Origin of the sequence: Thiothrix caldifontis (genome assembly GCF_900107695.1) — a bacterium.
GTDB lineage: Bacteria > Pseudomonadota > Gammaproteobacteria > Thiotrichales > Thiotrichaceae > Thiothrix > Thiothrix caldifontis.
This window is the reverse complement of sequence record NZ_FNQP01000001.1, coordinates 129660-148661: the sequence shown is the minus strand read 5'-3', so window position 1 is coordinate 148661 and position 19002 is coordinate 129660. Positions and strand designations below refer to the sequence as shown.

Annotated in this window: 10 protein-coding genes; 7 read left to right on the top strand and 3 right to left on the bottom strand. The window is 50.7% G+C overall.

Annotated elements, in window-relative coordinates; genetic code table 11:
- Positions 1–176: 176 nt before the first annotated feature.
- The 6 genes from BLV87_RS00690 (at position 177) to BLV87_RS00665 (ending at position 16137) form a co-directional block, all read left to right on the top strand.
- The gene (locus BLV87_RS00690; protein ID WP_093064365.1) at positions 177–6491 is read left to right on the top strand and encodes a cadherin domain-containing protein; all 6315 of its coding nucleotides are present in this window, start codon (positions 177–179) and stop codon (positions 6489–6491) included.
- Positions 6492–6674: 183 nt separating this feature from the next.
- On the top strand, positions 6675–7298 hold the full coding sequence (locus BLV87_RS00685; RefSeq protein WP_245706861.1) for a cadherin: 624 nt from the start codon (positions 6675–6677) through the stop codon (positions 7296–7298).
- Between the two features lie 90 nt (positions 7299–7388).
- Positions 7389–11117 (top strand): hypothetical protein, encoded by a 3729-nt coding sequence (locus BLV87_RS19920; RefSeq protein ID WP_093064363.1) that lies wholly within the window; start codon positions 7389–7391, stop codon positions 11115–11117.
- 67 nt (positions 11118–11184) lie between these two features.
- Positions 11185–13143: a hypothetical protein gene (locus BLV87_RS00675; protein WP_139282096.1), complete on the top strand. Its 1959-nt coding sequence runs from the start codon at positions 11185–11187 to the stop codon at positions 13141–13143.
- 48 nt (positions 13144–13191) lie between these two features.
- Positions 13192–15288 carry an IPTL-CTERM sorting domain-containing protein gene (locus BLV87_RS00670; protein ID WP_093064359.1) on the top strand — a complete coding sequence of 699 codons (2097 nt, stop codon included), beginning with the start codon at positions 13192–13194 and terminating at the stop codon, positions 15286–15288.
- 315 nt (positions 15289–15603) lie between these two features.
- Positions 15604–16137, top strand: coding sequence for a TlpA family protein disulfide reductase (locus BLV87_RS00665; RefSeq protein WP_093064357.1), 534 nt, complete (start codon positions 15604–15606; stop codon positions 16135–16137).
- 69 nt (positions 16138–16206) lie between these two features.
- On the opposite strand, the gene BLV87_RS00660 is transcribed toward BLV87_RS00665, so the two are convergent.
- The 3 genes from BLV87_RS00660 to surE all read right to left on the bottom strand — a co-directional run bounded on the left by BLV87_RS00660 (position 16207) and on the right by surE (position 18427).
- Positions 16207–16869, bottom strand: a complete 663-nt coding sequence (locus BLV87_RS00660) for a LysM peptidoglycan-binding domain-containing protein (protein ID WP_093064355.1) — start codon at positions 16867–16869, stop codon at positions 16207–16209.
- Between the two features lie 108 nt (positions 16870–16977).
- A complete protein-coding gene (locus tag BLV87_RS00655) occupies positions 16978–17676 on the bottom strand; it encodes a protein-L-isoaspartate(D-aspartate) O-methyltransferase (RefSeq protein WP_093064353.1) in 699 nt (232 codons plus the stop codon).
- Positions 17663–18427 carry a 5'/3'-nucleotidase SurE gene (gene surE, locus BLV87_RS00650; protein ID WP_093064351.1) on the bottom strand — a complete coding sequence of 255 codons (765 nt, stop codon included), beginning with the start codon at positions 18425–18427 and terminating at the stop codon, positions 17663–17665. The genes BLV87_RS00655 and surE overlap by 14 nt, the downstream gene beginning before the upstream one ends.
- Here surE and BLV87_RS00645 point away from each other — a divergent pair.
- Positions 18426–18950 (top strand): Smr/MutS family protein, encoded by a 525-nt coding sequence (locus BLV87_RS00645; RefSeq protein ID WP_245706860.1) that lies wholly within the window; start codon positions 18426–18428, stop codon positions 18948–18950. The genes surE and BLV87_RS00645 overlap by 2 nt on opposite strands.
- Positions 18951–19002: the final 52 nt, after the last annotated feature.

Sequence of the window (19002 nt, the reverse complement as noted above, 5' to 3'; positions counted from 1 at the left end):
GCTGATGCTTAACACCCTCCATCTCCCCTACGACACTCCGCCCCGCTAATCTGTTTTTTATTGCCGCTAATATTAATTTTATGGATCATCCCACAGTAACAAGGCTCAGTTACTTAAACAGATGCCCCCAGACCTTAGCAACATCAATAATTAAAATATTACCGAGGGACTTTCTGATGCAGGGTTCATTTCAGCAGCAGGCGATAACACACCGCAAATCCAGACTCACCAGCTTAATCCTTTCCGCCACACTGGCTTTAGCGGTTTCACCTACGGTACTCGCCGGTAGCTGTGAAGGTGCTGGTGGCTCTGGTGGTCGGCAATTCTGGCTGGGTGTATTAGGCAACTACAACAATGACGGCGTTATCCACCTCAACTTAGTGGGCAAAGAGGGTACAACCGGTACACTCAGCAGCAAAGATGGCAGTTGGTCATTGGACTACACCATTCCCGCTTCAGGCTTTTTTGAAACAGACTTACCAAACAGCTTTCAGGTCAGTGGTGATGGCGTCATTCTCAACAACGGTTTAAAAATCACCGGCAACAATGATGTATCCGCCTACATTATCAACGAACAAACCTATACAACCGATGGTTTTTTGGGATACCCCACCAATGCACTCGGTAACGAATATTATGTGATCGGTTATAACGGTTTTGATGCCACAGTACCTTCACGGGGTGTCATCGTTGCCTCGCAAGACAATACCAGCGTTACCGTCACCAAGCCGGGTGGTGCACCAGCCAACATTACTTTGAATGAAGGCCAAGTCTATTCCTTTGAAAACGGTGCTAACGATATTACCGGCTCACACGTTTTGTCCGACAAGCCCGTGTCCGTTTTTGGGGGGGCTGCTTGTGCCAACGTCCCAGTGGGAGTGACATCCTGTGACACCCTCGTAGAACAAATGTTATCCGTAAAAGACTGGGGGGTGGAATATGTTGTTCCTCCGATTCCTTATGGGCAAATGTTACGGGTAGTTGCTGCGGAAGCAGGCACGGAAGTTTACCGAGATGGCGTACTGGTAGCGACATTGGGTGCGGGCGGTATTTGGACTGGCAGTGCTACGAATAATGATACGGTGCACCGCTTTACGACCAACGGGAAAAAAATTCAGGTCGTTCAATATGCTGTCGGCGCACAATTCAGTGGCACAACCGATGTCGATCCAGCGATGGGTATCGTACCCTCCCGTGAGATTTGGCTCAGTCGTCACATTTTCAAAGCCCAGCCTAATTTTGCCAACACTTTGTTGATCGTTTCACCAACAGCCAATACGGGGGAGCTAAAAATCAACGGTGCTGCACCAGCTACTGCCCCTACATGGACAAGCGTTCCCAACTCTGACTTGTCGTGGACAAAAATTGTGGTGGATGCAGGTGCGATGTACACCATCAGCAGTAATGTTGAAATCGGCATCACCGTTTTTGGTGGTAAAGCTTACGAATCTTATATGTTGCCGGGGAACATGGGCTTGGGTGACTTCGACCTTGATGCTATCCGCGACCCGGTGGACTGCGATGCTGATGGCGATGGCATCCTCAACTCTATCGAAAAAGCCAATGCCCTGCCTAGCACAAACGGGGATTCGGACGGCGACGGCCGGGTGGATGAGTTAGATCTGGATAGTGACAATGACGGCATTCCCGATAATATCGAAGCCCAAACCACCGCTGGCTATATTGTACCGTCAGGTACACTTGGCGCTTCAGGTTTGGACACGGCTTATGGCACAGGTTTAACCCCGGTGGATACGGACAGTGACGGCATTCCTGACTACCTTGACCAAGACTCTGATGACGCAGGCACGAGCGATACCATTGAAGCGGGAATTACGCTAACGGGAAGCGACGCGGACAATGATGGCTTAGATGATAGTGTCGACGCCGACGACAACATTTATGGCCCTAACAACGCAGGCATTATTGATGTTCTGAACGCTTACCCCAAGAATGGCTCTGAAGTTAACTGGCGTATTCTCGGCAACCATGCCCCAGTCATTTCCACCGGCAGCAGCGGCGACACGTATACCGTTAACGTTCCTGAAGGCAAGGCCAACACAGAACTGGACTATGCCGCAACCGATACCGACGGTGAAACCGAAGGTGCTGGCCTAACATGGTCACTTAGCGGCACTGACGCTGCTTTGTTTACCATTGACCCGAACACTGGGGTCATCTCGTTCAAAGCCGCTCCGAGTTGGGGTACTCCCCAAGATGCTGGCGCGAACAATGTTTATGATGTCATCGTCACCGTTACCGATGCCACGGGCGAAATCGACCAGCAAACCTTAGCCATGACCGTCACCGAAGTCGACACCGACGGCGACGGCATTGGCAACTCGAAAGACAACGACATTGACGGTGACGGCATCCCCAATGCAACAGAAGGCACTGCGGATGCGGACAATGACAATATTGCCAACCAGTATGACCTTGATTCCGATGGCGACGGCATTCCCGATAATATCGAAGCGCAAACCACCGCAGGCTACATCCCGCCGTCTGGCACAGTTAGCGCGAACGGCGTTGATACCGCCTACGGCGCTGGCTTGACCCCAGTCAATACCGATGGCACAGATACAGCAGATTACCTCGACACCGATTCCGACAACAGCGGCGCAAACGACACAGATGAAGCCAAACTTACCTTGGCTAATGCAGATGCTGACGGCGATGGGCTGGATAACGCAATTGATACTGACGATGCCAGTTTTGGCTCTGCCAACGCGGGCATTACTGACGTATTGGCAACTTATCCAAAAGTTGGCACACAGGTGAACTGGCGGGCAGTCAATACTGCGCCAGTTATCCCCAATTCAGCAGCTATCGACTACGTGGAAAACACCACTGCGCCAGCCGTTGATCTTGCCGCAACCGATGACACCGACACCGAAGGCGACAAACTTGTCTACAGCATAACCGGCGGCGATGACACTGCCCTGTTTGATTTCGACACCGTAACGGGTGTACTGACCTTCAAAACCACGCCTAGCTTTGCTGCCCCCACCGATACAGACGGTAACAACACTTATTTGGTAGAAGTAGCTGCCACTGACAGCGAAGGCGTTGTCACCAAGAAAATGCTAACGATTACCGTGCTGAAAGATACGGATGGCGACAGCATCGGCGACAAAAACGACCTGGATTCTGACAACGACGGTATTCTCAACAGCGTGGAAGGCACAGCAGACACGGACAGCGACGGCATTGCCAACCAGTTCGATCTAGATTCTGACGGCGACGGTATTCCTGACAACCTTGAAGCGCAAACCACCGCAGGCTTCACAGCCCCGTCCGGTGTGGATGCCGATAAAAACGGTCTGGATGATGCTTACGGCACTGGCCTCATCCCGATCAATACTGACGGCACGGATACGCCCGACTATCTGGACACGGATGCGGACAACAGCGGCAATAATGATACCAGCGAAGCGGGCATTACCCTAACCGGTGCGGATGCGGACAACGACGGTCTGGATGATGGCATCGACAGCGATGATGCCGGTTTCGGCTCTGCCAACGCAGGCATTACCGATGTATTAGCCACTTACCCAGACAATGGCACGGACGTGTACTGGCGTTTGGTGAATGCTGCTCCGGTTATTCCAAACCCCGCAGCTATCGACTACGTGGAAAAAACCACTGCACCAGCCGTTGACCTTGCCGCAACCGATGACACCGACACCGAAGGCGACAAACTGGTTTACAGCATGACCGGCGGCGATGACATGGCACTGTTTGCCATTGACCCTGCCACGGGTGAGTTGACCTTCAAAGCAACACCTAGCTTTGCTGCCCCCACCGATACAGACGGTAACAACACCTATCTGGTGGAAGTCGCCGCAACCGATGTGGAAGGCGTAGTCACCAAAAAACTGCTGACCATTACCGTGCTGAAAGACACCGACCATGATGGCGTTGGCGATAAAAACGACCTCGACTTAGACGGTGACGGCATCCTCAATAGCGTGGAAGGCATTGTTGATACTGACGGCGACGGCATCCAAAACCAGTGGGATTTGGACTCTGACGGTGACGGTATTCCTGACAATATCGAAGCACAAACCACCGCAACATTCGCTGCCCCATCCGGTGTGGATGCGGACAAAAACGGTGTGGATGATGCCTACGGCGCGAGTTTAACCCCAGTCGATACCGAAAGCGACAGCAAACCAGACTATATTGACAACGACGCCGAAAACACCGGCGGCGATGACAATACCGAATCCGACGTACCCGTATTATCAGGAGTTGATGCTGATGGTGATGGTTTAGACGATGTAATCGACACAGATGATGCCAACTTTGGTCCTGCCAATGCCGGTATTACCGATGTACTGGCAGCCTACCCAAAAACGGGCGACGAAGTGAACTGGCGCGTGCCGAACACCCCCCCCGTGTTTGAATCACCCGCTGCCACCACTTTCGATGAAAATGCTACCGGTGTGGTGTTAAATGTCGAGGTATCGGATGACAAAAATACCGAAGCAGCACTCGGCATTGGCTATAGCATCGTGGGTTCGGATGATGATGCCCGTTTCACCATTGACCCGAAAACGGGCGGGATTAGCTTTAAACTCACACCCGATTACGAAGCACCTGCGGATAAGAACAAGGACAATGCTTACACCTTAACCGTGAAAGCCTGTGACTCCGAAGGTGGTTGTAGCGAACAAACCATCGTCATCAACGTGGTGGACGTGGATGAAGACAACGACGGTGACGGCTTGATGGATTCCAAAGAAGCGGAACTGGGCACAGACCGTTGGGAGCCGGATACTGATGGCGACGGTCTTAATGACGGTGAAGAAGTTAACACCCTCAACACTAACCCGCTAAAATCCGATACCGACGGGGACAGTCTCAGCGACAGCGACGAGGTAAACAAGTCTAAAACCGATCCGCTGAAAGCCGATACCGACGATGATGGCGTGAATGACGGCACGGAAGTTGGCGCAGACCCTGCCGTGCCAGCGGATACCGACGCTGACAGCACGGCGGATGCCTTCGATACCGACGATGACAACGACGGTACACCCACAGCAGAAGAATTGCCAGATGCCAATGGCGACCTGAACCCGGATGATGCCCGCAATACCGACGGCGACTTGTTACCCGACTATCTGGATAACGATGACGACGGGGACGGCGTACTCAGCCAATACGAAGATCCGGCGGGCAAACGTGATTCCGACAAAGACGGCATTGTCGATACCCTCGACGCTGACGACGACAACGACGGCTTGTTGACCGAATACGAACAAGCTGACCCGAACAAAGACGGCAACCCGGCTGACCAACGCGACACCGACAAGGATGGCATTGCGGATTGGCTGGATACCGACGATGACGGCGACGGCGTGCTAACGATGTACGAAATGGCGGATAAGGACGGCAACGGCAATCCAACCGATGCCACCGATACCGACGCGGACGGCAAGTTCAACTGGCTGGATGTGGATGACGATAACGACGGCATTCTCACCAAATACGAAAAACCGGATGCGGATGGTGACGGCAATCCTACGGATGCGCTGGATACCGACACCGACAGCAAGCCCAACTACCTCGACAGCGATGACGACGGTGACAGCAAGCTAACCGCCGATGAAAAAGCCGACAAGAACAAGGATGGCAACCCGATTGATGCGTATGACGCAGACGCGGATGGCATTCCGAGCTACTTAGACCCGAACGAAATCCCCACTGTGGTCTTGCATGTGCGCGGCTTCTTACAAGGCGCTTACAGCACAGCGGATGGGTTAATGCGTGACGATTTGCGTAAGCAAGGTTTGATTCCGGCAGTCCAGCCTTACACCAACGCGGTCACATCATTGGGGTATACCGGCACAGAAAGCCTCGCGCCGTCTTTGCTGACACTCGACGATGCCAACGCTCCTGTGGATTGGGTCGTGGTGGAATTACGTAGCAAGACTTCCCCCAAAACCGTGGTGGCCAGAGCAGCGGCAATCCTGCAACGTGACGGTGACGTGGCTGACCCGCAAACCAACGAAGCCAAGTTGCTGATTCCGAATGTGGTGGAAGATCAGTATTACGTGAGTCTGCGCCACCGTAACCATCTGGGTATCACCACGCAGGATGCGATGCTGCTGTCACCCACGTTGACGGCGGTGGATTTCACGCTGACATCGCAAACCGTAATGGGGAACTATCCGCGCTTGTTGGGTAAGGATGCAGCGCTAATGTGGGCAGGTGAAGCCAACAATAGCGATAGCGTCATTGCCAACGGCCCCGGCAACGACACCAACGTGGTGCTGGGTACGGTGTTAATGCACCCGACCAACTTGTTGACCAACAGCAACTTCCGCTTGAAAGGTTACTATGTAACCGACCTGAACTTGGATGGCATCAGCCTCTATTCCGGCCCCAGCAATGACATTAACCTATTGTTGGGGAACGTGCTGCTGCATCCGGGTAATGGTTTGATGGCAGCTAACTACATGATGTTGGGCGCTATTCCGAAGTAGCTCCAGCACCGTCTGCGGGAAAAGCCGATAACACACTGAAAATGGCGAGGCATATTGGTATGCCATCGCCTCGCCATTCATCAGTAAAAAATTAACTTGCATCTAAAAACATTTATCATAACTAAAGCATAACGCTGGTCATAACTAAACCATAACACGGGCTATCCCAACAGGAGACAATGAATGAAAACCAATAAATCCTTTCGTCACATGCTGGCACTGAGCGGCGCAATTGTACTTGCCGTCGTCACCGGTAATGTCATTGCCGCTGATACGGCTAAAACTGAAGCAAAAGCGGCAGCAGCAACAGCTATTCTTTCCTACAAGCTAGCATTGGCGGACGATGGCAAAACCTATCAAGTCATCATGAAACCTTCCATTACCCCAAAGCCCGACATCAGCTTGACGGGTCAAGTCACCATCAAGGCTCCTCATGATAGTGAATTTAAAGTAACTGGTTTGACCAGCGCTGTAGAAGGCTCTAACTGGGTAGAAGCATCCCGCGTTGATGCGCCGAAAGAAGATGCTACCAGCGATTACATCTCCTTCTCCTTCGTGGGTTTGCAAGGTGCAAGTGCACGCAACTACAACTGGGAAGCAGACAAAGAACAAGTCATCTTCAGCTTCCAGAACGAAGGCGGCTGTGTCGATGGCGTAGCGTTGATGGCAAACGATGATGCCTTTAATAAATCACCTAACTCAGCCAACACCAACCCTGGTAATCAGTTCACCAATTTAGGTTGGGGTGCAGTCAGCGATAACCATTACGCTGGTAATGACGGCGACGCGATTACTTGCAAAAAATAATACGTCTTCCCCCTTTTACAACCGTAAAAAGGGAAGTCGTTCTGCGAGAACGCTGTTAACCATTATAAAAATTAGCGAGAGAGTCTAATCATGCATTCCACAAAACTTCGTAAATACCTCGGTTTGAGCGCTTCTGTCCTGTTACTCGCGGGTAACAGTGCATGGGCGGCTCAAACCTTGGAATACAGTATCCGCTGGGATACCAAAGATGACCGTTACCATGTCTTCATGAAACCCAACGCGACACCGTCGCCCAAAGACATGAGCATGACGGGGCAATTCACCATCCGCGTTCCTCATGCTACTGGGGCGAGTGCTTTTACGGTTGACGACCCCAAGATCACCGTAACCAATACCATTTGGTCAAATGACTCACGAGTCGATGCGCCGGTTGAAGATGCCTCCGTCGACTATTTATCGTTCAGCTTGAATATGATCAAATCGGATGCTTTCCAGTGGAAAGCGGGCGAAGAAAAAGAAGTCTTCAACTTCGCGAACGCGGGCGAATGTTTAGGGCCGGTTGCCTTGATCGACAACAATACTGACCCATTCAACAAACCGTTGTTAAATGGTAACAATAACTCCGCAGGCACCAACCCCGGCAACCAATTTACCAACTTGGGTTGGGGCGGATCGGACGAAAACAACTACCTAGGTAATTACGGTCCGGCTGCGGATTGTAGCGACAGTTTAGACAGTGACGGCGATGGTTTGAAAGATGGATTAGAAAAAACCATCGGTACTGATCCTAACAATCCAGACTCCGACGGTGATGGCATTCCTGACGGTATAGAAGCACCAGGCGGTGTTGCTACTGACACCGATGGCGATGGCATTATCAATGCCAACGATCCAGACGATGACAACGATGGTGTACTGACCAAGTTTGAAAACTACAACGGCGGTTCACCAGCGGATGACGATACCGACGGTGATAAAACCCCTGATTATTTGGATGTCGATGACGACAATGACGGGATTCTGTCTAAAGATGAAAACAATGATCCCAATGGTGATGGCAATCCAGCAGATGCTAAAGACTCTGATGGCGACAAAATCCCTGACTATTTGGACAAGACTGATAATCGCCCCGACACCGATGGCGACGGCGTGAAAGATGTTGACGACCTCGACGACGACAATGACGGCATTTTGGATACTGCCGAAGGCAATGGCGTAACCGACACTGACAAAGACGGCACGCCCGATAGCCGTGATGATGATAGCGACAACGATGGCGTATTAGACCGCATCGAAGGCCATGACGCTAACCACGATGGCAAAGCCGATGTTGTACCAACCAATAAAGATACCGACAAAGATGGCTTGGACGATGCGTTTGACCCCGACAATGGCGGCAAAGCAGCCACCCTGCCGGATTTAGATGGCGATAAAATCCCAGACTTCCAAGACCGTGATGATGACGGTGATGGTTTGCCTACCGGCGCTGAAGATGCCAACACCGATGGTGATACCAACCCATCCACCAACATGACCGACACCGATGGCGATGGCACGCCAAACTATTTGGATGCCGATGACGACGGTGACGGCAAACCTTCCGCCACTGAAGGTAATGACCCTAACAAAGACGAATCACCCGCTGATGCCATCGACACTGATGGTGACAAAATCCCTGACTATTTGGACAAGGACGACACCGACGGTCCGCTTGGCGATTCCGATAAAGACGGCCTGACCAATGCAGATGAAGCGAAAGCGGGGACTGACCCGAAAAATCCCGACTCCGACGGTGATGGTATCGGCGACAAAATCGAAGTAGGTCCAACCCCAGCCACCCCGATTGATTCCGACAAAGACGGTAAAATCGACGCGCTGGACACCGACGATGATAACGACGGCGTATTGACCAAAAACGAAAACTACAACGGTGGCACACCAGCCGATGACGACACCGACGGCGACAAGATTCCAGACTATCTGGATACCGACGATGACGGCGATGGCAAACTGTCCAAAGACGAAAACAACGATCCGAACAAAGACGGTTCTCCAGACGATGCTAAAGACAGCGATGGTGACGGCAAGCCCGATTACTTGGACAAAGATGACACCGACGGCCCTAAAGGCGACCCAGACGGTGACGGCGTAAGCAACGAAGACGAAGCCAAACTTGGTACCGATCCGAAAAAACCGGACACTGACGGCGATGGCCTCAACGACGGTGATGAAGTTAAAGCAGGCACTAACCCGCTGAACAAAGACACTGACGGCGATGGCGTTGATGACAAAACCGAAGTCGGTGCTGACCCATCAAAACCCATCGACACCGATGGTGATGGCAAACCCGACGCCTTGGATACCGACGATGACAACGACGGCGTACTCACCAAGTATGAAAATTACAATGGCGGCACACCATTGGATGATGACACCGACAAAGACGGTAAACCCGACTATCTGGATAATGATGACGACGGTGACGGCAAAGTTTCTCGAAATGAGAAAAATGACCCGAACGGTGACGGCAACCCAGCGGATGCAGTGGATACCGACGGTGACGGTAAGCCAGACTACCTCGACACCAATGAAACCGATGGTCCTAAAGGCGACCCGGATGGTGACGGCGTAAGCAACGAAGACGAAGCCAAACTTGGTACCGATCCGAAAAAACCGGACACTGACGGCGATGGCCTCAACGACGGTGATGAAGTTAAAGCAGGCACTAACCCGCTGAACAAAGACAGCGACGGTGACGGCATTGACGACAAAACCGAAGTCGGTGCTGATCCATCCAAACCGATTGATACCGATGGCGACGGCAAGCCTAATGCGCTGGATACCGACGATGATAACGACGGAGTACTGACCAAGTTTGAAAACTACAACGGCGGTACGCCATTGGATGATGACACCGACAAAGACGGCAAGCCCGACTATCTGGATACCGACGATGACGGCGATGGCATCCTATCTAAAGACGAAGGCAACGACCCGAACAAAGACGGTGATCCGAAGGATGCATTAGATGGTGACATGGATGGTATTCCAGACTACCTCGACACCAGTGTCGATGCGGTCAAAATCCAAGTCAAAGCCATGTTGCAAGGCGCTTACAACAGCACCAGCAAATTGATGCAGGACGACTTACGCAGCAAAGGTCTGCTCCCACTGAGCCAACCTTACAATATCGGCAGCATCAAATACATCGGCAAAGAAGTAATGGCGGCGACTCAGCTTGCCATTACGAGTAACAATGCGCCGGTTGACTGGGTACTGGTGGAAGTGCGCGACCCCACTACCCCGGCAACCATCAAAGCACGCATTGCGGGCTTGGTACAACGGGATGGCGACATTGTGGATGCAGCAACCGGCAGCACTTCGCTGATGTTGACTGGCTTACTGCCGGGTAACTACCACATTTCAGTGCGCCACCGTAACCACTTAGGGGTCATGACTGCCACGCCTGTCACCATTACCGGTAGCGCCGTGCCAAGCATTGACTTCACCAAGCCAACTACTACGGTATTCGGGAAAGACGCGAGGATCACAGCAAATGGCGGCACGGTAGCATTGTTATGGGCGGGTAATGCGAATACGGATATTCGGGTCATTGCCAACGGCCCATCCAACGATACCGGTGTGATCTTGGGTGATGTCCTGCTGGCAAAAGAAAACCTGTCGGTCAGTACCAACTTCCGTCTGACCGGTTATCAAGCCACGGACATCAATATGGACGGTATCACCATCTTTGCCGGGCCATCCAACGATGTGAACATGCTGCTAGGCAACGTTCTGTTGCATCCGGGTAACAGCACTTTCAGTGCTAACTACATCATCAATCAGCAATTGCCTTGATGACCGTCAGTCTGGGGGCGGGCTTCCCGCCCCTTGGCTACTTTAACCATCTTAACAAAGAATGCTAATGCTTATTAACTTACGCCAGACAGCTTATCACTGCCTTACGTTCCTACTGCTCATGCAATGGAGTCCAGCGATGTTTGCTGGTGAAGGTGGAGTGGAATATCGGGTGGCATGGGATGCAGCAGATGAGCGTTACCGTGTTTATTTACGTCCCAACAGCACGCCTACACCGGATTTGAGCCTAACAGGTCAAATTACCTTGCGGGTTCCTCACGGTACTGGCGAACACCAGTTCAGCGTGACCGATATTCAAGCCAAAACAGGCACTTCTTGGTCTTTAGGCGCACACGTCTCTGCACCACCAGAAGATCCGTCTGTGGATTATCTCTCTTTTGCATTTACCCCAGTAGATGTTAGAGCCTTCGCCTTCAAAGCGGGCGAAGAGCAAGAAATATTCAGCTTTAAAGTTAGAGCCTTCGCCTTCAAAGCGGGCGAAGAGCAAGAAATATTCAGCTTTAAAAATGCAGGTGCTTGCCTCGGCAACGTCGAGTTAATGAATAACACCACTGATCCATTCAATCAGCCACCTGCGAATCCTAAAAACTCCATGAATACCAACCCTAGCAATCAATTTGCGAATGCTGGCTGGGGTTCAAGCGATGATAATGATTACCTCGGCAACTATGGCACACCCGCAAGCTGTGCCGTTGAGTGCCTGAGTGCTCCGGCAGCCCCTGTTGCTAACAGCGTCTATTACCGGGTGGAATGGAGCAATGTTGATCAGCGTTACCATGTATACATGTACCCTGGTAGCGTGCCAACTCCCAACATGAGTCTTGGTAGCCAAGTCACCCTCAAAATGCCGCACGCTAGTGACAATGATAGGTTTAAGGTTACCGATATCCGTTCAGCAACCGAAGGAATTATATGGTCAGATAACTCGCGGGTCGATGCGCCGCTGGAAGACCCCAGTGCTGACTATATCTCATTCACCATGACGCCTAACTCCCCCCAAGCCTTCCAATGGCAAACGGGTAAGGAACTTGAAATCTTTAGCTTTGCCAACACTGGCACTTGTATTGGCTCCGTCGCATTGCTAGACAATAACAGCGACCCATTTAACGATCTACCCAACTCAACAGGCACTAACCCCGGCAATCAGTTCTCTAACCTGGGCTGGGGTACAGCAAGCGACAACAACTATTCAGGTAATTATGGCTGCCCCACAATGTGTCAAGCACCTGCCAGCATCCGTTTGCAGGCGAGAGTCATGCTGCAAGGTGCATTTGATAGCTCGACACGTTTAATGCGTGACACCCTACGTATTAAGCAACAATTACCCATGACCACACCGTACCATTTGAGTGACCTTCCCAATACAGGCAGTCAACATGTTGCCAGTAAACTGCTAGAAACCAGCGGCAATGATGCGATTGTTGATTGGGTATTACTTGAATTGCGTGATTCGACTGATCCGACCTTGGTTAAAGCCCGCGTGACAGGTGTGGTTCAGCGTGATGGTGATATTGTGGATTCCCAAACAGGGGAAAATAGCTTCACACTGAATATGATTGAACCGGGTAACTACTATCTATCCGTCCATCATCGTAATCATCTTGCGGTGATGAGTGCATCTGCCATTGCCTTTGGTGACACGACAGTTATGGTGGATTTCAGCCAGGAAAATACAGTCACGTATGGCAATCATGCACGCACACTATCAGGGAAAGTAGCGTTGCTATGGGCAGGTAATACGCGCGGCGATGAGCAAATCATTGCACAAGGCCCAGCCAATGATTCAGGATCAGTGCTGAGTGATATTTTATTGGCAACAGATAACACTGCCTATAGCACCAATTATAAGCTGAACGGTTATCAGGCAACTGATACCAACTTGGATGGCCTGACTATTTTTGCAGGGCCATCCAATGATGTTGATTTACTGCTGGGTAATGTTTTATTGCACCCGGTTAACAGCACTTTCAGTGCAAATTATATCATCAGGCAACAACTGCCCTGATACCCATAGGCTTTTAAAATCCAAAAACAAAATAGAGAGTCGGTAACCATGAAAAAATCGATCAGACAAGCAGTTTCAAGGGGGTTAGCATTGCTGGTATTGCTACCGGCTGCTCATACAACTTTCGCAGGCGTAGGCAGTGTTGAATATCGGGTGGCGTGGGATTCCGTAGACAGCCGTTACCGTGTATTTGTTCGCCCGACTACCGCACCATCACCCGATCTGAGCATGACAGCACAAGTGACCTTGCGCGTTCCTCATGCAACCGGCGATCAACAATTTGCTGCCACCGATGTCCAGTCCAAAGCAGGAACCATTTGGTCGCAAGGCGCTCAAGTTGCTGCCCCGGATGAAGATAAATCAGTTGATTACCTGTCCTTCAATTTTACACCGATTGATGTGCGAGCCTTTGCTTTTAAAGCCGGGGTCGAGCAAGAAGCCTTCAGTTTCAAAAATGCCGGACCTTGCCTTGGCAGCGTTGCCTTGATGAATAACAGCACTGACCCATTCAACCAACCACCAGAGGCTCCAAATAATTCTGCCGGAACTAACCCCGGCAACCAATTTGCCAATGCTGGCTGGGGAGTAACGGATGACAATGACTACTCTGGTAACTATGGCAAAGCGGCAAATTGCTCCGATGTCGTGATCCCCACCAATAACGCCCCTAGCGCTGTTATAGATAAGGTCACGACTACCGCTGGCAGCCCCATCACTGTTGATGTACTCGCCAATGACAGCGATGCAGATGGCGACAAACTAACCGTATCCGCCGTAACGTCTGGCGAAAACGGCACAGTCGTACTGCAAGACGGCAAACCGATGTACACCCCCAATGCAGGCTTTAGCGGTACGGATAGCTTCACCTATACCGTTTCGGATGGCAAAGACACAGCCTCGGCTACCGTGACTGTCACTGTCACCGCTGTTACTCCAGCGTTAGAAGCCACCACCGATAATTTTACGGTCGACGCGTCTAACCCTAGTAGCTCATTGGATGTACTGGCAAACGATAAAATCCCCGCAGATCAAAGCGTGATCCTTACGATTGTTAACAATCCCACGCACGGCACGGCGATTATCCAAAACAATAAAATCATTTACACGCCAACGGCTGGCTACAGTGGTACAGACACTTTCACGTACCGGATTACAGATGACGCTGGTAATACCACCGAAGCCAGTATTACCCTAACCGTCAAAGCAGCAACCGACGACGGCGAATGCGCAACAGCACCCACAAACCCAGAAACGAACCGTGCTTACTACCGGGTAGCATGGAGTAGTACGGATCAACGCTACCATGTGTATATGTACCCCGGCAGCATTCCATCACCCAATAATTTAACCAGTGCACAAGTCACCCTGAAAGTACCGCATGTGGGTGGTGAAGAGCGTTTTGAAGCGACTGACATTCAATCAGCTTTCAGTGGTTTAAGCTGGAGCAACACCTCCAATGTCTTCGCACCTGAAGAAGATACCGACGCAGACTACCTCTCTTTCACACCAGCGATTAGCAATACTAAGGCCATGCAGTGGCAGGAAGGCCAGGAAATTGAGGTATTCAGCTTTGCCAATGCTGGTGCTTGTTCAGGCGCGGTCACTTTGCTGGAAAATGCAACTGATCCATTTAACCAACCCCCTGAAGCGCCGGAGAACTCAGTCGGCACTAATCCGGGAAATAGCATCCTCAATTTAGGTTGGGGGTCAACGGATACCGATCATTACGCCGCTAACTATGGTTGTCCTGCTGTTTGTAGCACCGACACTACACCCAAAGATAGCGATGGTGACGGTCTAACGGATGCAGAAGAAACCCTATTAGGCACTGACCCTAACAACCCAGACTCCGATGCTGATGGTGTGATGGATAAAACCGAAATCGGTAGCGACACCAGCAAACCGCGTGATACCGACGGTGATGGTACAATTGATGCTTTGGATAAGGATGATGACGCTGATGGCATTCCGACTAAAGATGAGCTAGGCGATGCTAACGCGAATGGCACTCCCGATTATTTGGAAAAAGCCAGCACTGTTCCACCTCAACAATCTGTTGCCGTACCCACCTTAACGCAATGGGCGCAGATCTTACTCAGCTTATTGTTAGGCGCGGTTGCCATACGTAAATACCGCAAGGGTTAAACAGCACTTCCGGGTATTCACTGGATTCAACATCAAACGGATACCCGGAATGTTGTCGTATAAATACAACTTGCACTGAAAAACACATTAGCATAGCCTTATGTTCTTTTGATAAATGAGAAACAGACTGGCAAAACACTCAGAAGATACTGCAATTAAATCGGGTTGTGCCAGCCAATAGAGAAATTCAACCAGACTCTTTTGTATAAACAGTCTATTCTAAGGGTTGACCCTAAGAGCACAAAATAATAGTGGTCGTTTAGAAAGTGGTTCTTAAAGAGTGTGTTGTTTACGTATGAAAGTTGAGGGTTCAATATGAAATTGATCAAACGGGCCATTGCCCTAACAGCGTTTTTTTTACTATCTGCTACAGCAAACGCCGCTGAAACGCCTAAAGTCGCAGACTTTAGCTTCAAGGATATTGAAGGTAAGGCGCACCAATTCTCCGACTACCGTGGCAAATGGGTAATTGTTAATTATTGGGCGACGTTCTGTGCGCCTTGTGTTGCAGAAATCCCAGCGTTGAACAGTATAGCCAAACGCTACAAAGATAAAGCAGTCATACTCGGTATGGAAGCAGGCGAAACGTCGACTGATGAACTGAAGCAATTCGTTGAGCAGAAAAAGGTTGCTTACCCCATCATCCCGACACAAGACAGCACGATGTTTGCCTTAGGTCTGGTGTACGGCGTACCTACCACCTTTGTCGTGAATCCAGAAGGCGAGATTATTGATACTCACACTGGGGCTGTTACTTCAGCAATGTTACAAAACTACTTACGTGCTGATAACGACGCAACAACGTTAGCCAAAGACAAAGAAGATGATTGTGTAAGCGGCTTCTGTTAAATCCAGCACGCCAGGTTATGCACAGTAAAAAGCCCGCTCACTAGAAAGATGCGGGCTTTATTGTTTAGCTTACTTGAGTTTCAAACGCTGCCCTGGCGCAATCGTATAATTAGGTGCTTCCAAGTTATTCAGACGGATAATATCTTTCCAATAAACGCCGGTATTACGCATCACTTGAAATACAGTATCGCCTTTTTGCACAACGTATGAACCACTGTTTACCGCACCTGATGAAGCAGGTGCTGCCGGGGTTGGCGTTGGCGTAGTACGGTAGGTATTGTTATTAGCAGGCGTAGTCACTTTAGGCGCTGAGTAATCATAGTAACTACTGCTTGCTGTGTTTGCGCTTCCACTGTAATCAGTGTAAGGCGTGGTCGCTGGTGCTGTGTAGCCATAATTAATCGCTGGTTGTTGCGGTGTTGGCGTTGTGACTGGTGGCACACTGTAACCATAATTATAGTTCGACGTATTCGCCGTGGTAGTCGTTGCTGTACCGCCACTGCCTGCCAAACAACCATCACCATGATGGTGCGCTAAACCTTCTGCGGGTAAAGCATGTGAGTGTGTGCGTCCACAATGCGTATGGCTAACAGCAGCACGGTTTACCGTATTCGTTTGCGTGTTACTTCCATAGTTGTATCCAGTACCTGCGTAATAGGGATTGGGGGTACAAGCGGCTGCCGTCAATGCCAACAAAGAAGTGGCTGCGACCACTTTGATTTTTCTATCCATGATAGTTACACCTTAATGTTATTGGGGGGTCAGGGATGTGAAGACACTCACATAATTCTTGAATAACTCTGGAATATATACCAAATTTAAGAAAATATTTCTCAATATTCAGAGAAGGTTCGTATTCCTTGACTGGTTTTCCTTGATCATCGGCACGAATTGTACGGCCTCATGTTCTATTGTCGTATAGATTTCTAGCGCATCACGGGTAATGACTTGTAACATTTGCGCTCCGCCTTGCTTACCCACGGGAATAATTAACTTCCCACCAATAGCCAGTTGTTCTAGCAAAGCAGGCGGTACTGCTTCGGGGGCAGCCGTCGCAATAATCGCATCAAACGGGGCTTCACGTGCTAACCCCCAACTGCCATCACTCAGATACGTATGGATATTACGATACCCCAACGCATGGAGTAGCGCACGGGTAGCCCGGTACAGTGGCTCAATACGCTCCACTGTGAACACTTGCTCTACCAGTGGGGACAATATCGCTGCTTGATAACCAGAACCGGTTCCCACTTCCAATACTTTCCGTGGTGGTTGCTCTCCCTCAAGCAATAATGCCGTCATGCGTGCCACAATATAGGGCTGAGAAATCGTCTGACCATGCCCAATGGGCAAGGCGGTATCCTCATAGGCACGGCTGGCGAGCGCTTCATCCACCAACAGATGACGCGGGGTTTTGCTCATCACTTGTAATACCGCTTCATTGCGGATGCCTTTGTCGCGTAAGCGTTCAACCAAACGGTTACGGGTACGCTGCGAGGTCATGCCAATACCTTGCACATCGAGCTTACGGGGCAACATGACACGCCTCCAACCAACGGGCAGTTTCCGCTAACGCCCGATGCCGCGTCAAATCAGCATGGATCGGCGTAATCGACACGTAACCCGCCTGCACCGCGTAAAAGTCTGTACCCTCACCGGCATCCGCCGCATCTCCCGCAGGCCCTATCCAAAATATTTCTCGACCACGCGGATCCTCAGCACGAATCACCGGTTCGGATCGATGCCGTTTACCCAAGCGTGTCACGCAAACACCCCGTACCCGTTCCCAAGGTACGTCAGGCACATTGATATTGAGGATCATATTGCTCCTATCCGGGTAAGCTTTGACATGTGGCAACAAGTGCAACACCACTTGTGCAGCAGTGGCGTAATGCGTTACCGCACCAGGTTCAAGGGCAGCCAATGACACCGCTAAGGCGGGATACCCCAAAAACCGCCCTTCCATTGCAGCGGCCACCGTACCAGAATACAGCACATCATCGCCCAGATTAGCCCCGGCATTGATACCGGAAATCACCATATCCGGGTCATGCGCGTACAATCCCAAACCAAGGTGAACACAATCGGTCGGCGTACCATTCACACTGTAAACCTGTTCAGCGTGCCGGGTCATACGTAAAGGGTTACGCAAGGTGAGCGAATTACTCGCACCACTGCAATCCTGATCAGGGGCAACTGTGATAACATTGCCAACCGTTATTAGCGCCTCGCGCAGACGGTTGATACCGGGAGCCATAAAGCCATCATCGTTACTGAGCAGTATATCCATGAGTACTGAAGAGTTTTCCTTGTTCCGTGAATCCATGCAGGATGTGAAGCCACTGAGTTCAACACATCATGTTGTACATCATAGCGTAAAACCGCCAGCCATACCCATCAAGACCCTGGAAGATGAACGCCAAGTGCTGCGCGACATGCTTTCTGATGCTTACGATCCGGTGGAATTACAACCTGGCGATATGCTCAGTTACTACCTGCCCGGTCTGCAAAACCGGATTGTACGCAAATTACGCTCCGGGCATTACCGCATTGCCAGTGAATTGGATCTGCATGGCCTGAATGCACGGGATGCCAAGCAACAACTGCTGCAATTTCTACACGATGCCCATCCCGGTCATGGCGAGTGTGTCCGCATTATTCACGGCAAAGGCAACCGCTCTAACCACAAAGGCCCTGTCATTAAAACCAAGATTAATAATTGGTTGCGCCAACACGAGCGCATCTTGGCTTTCCATTCGGCTCGTCCAGTGGATGGCGGAACAGGCGCACTTTACGTGTTGTTACGTCGCTAAACGCTTGCTAATGGTCTATAATTCTGCGCAAATTACGGGCATATTAACGATT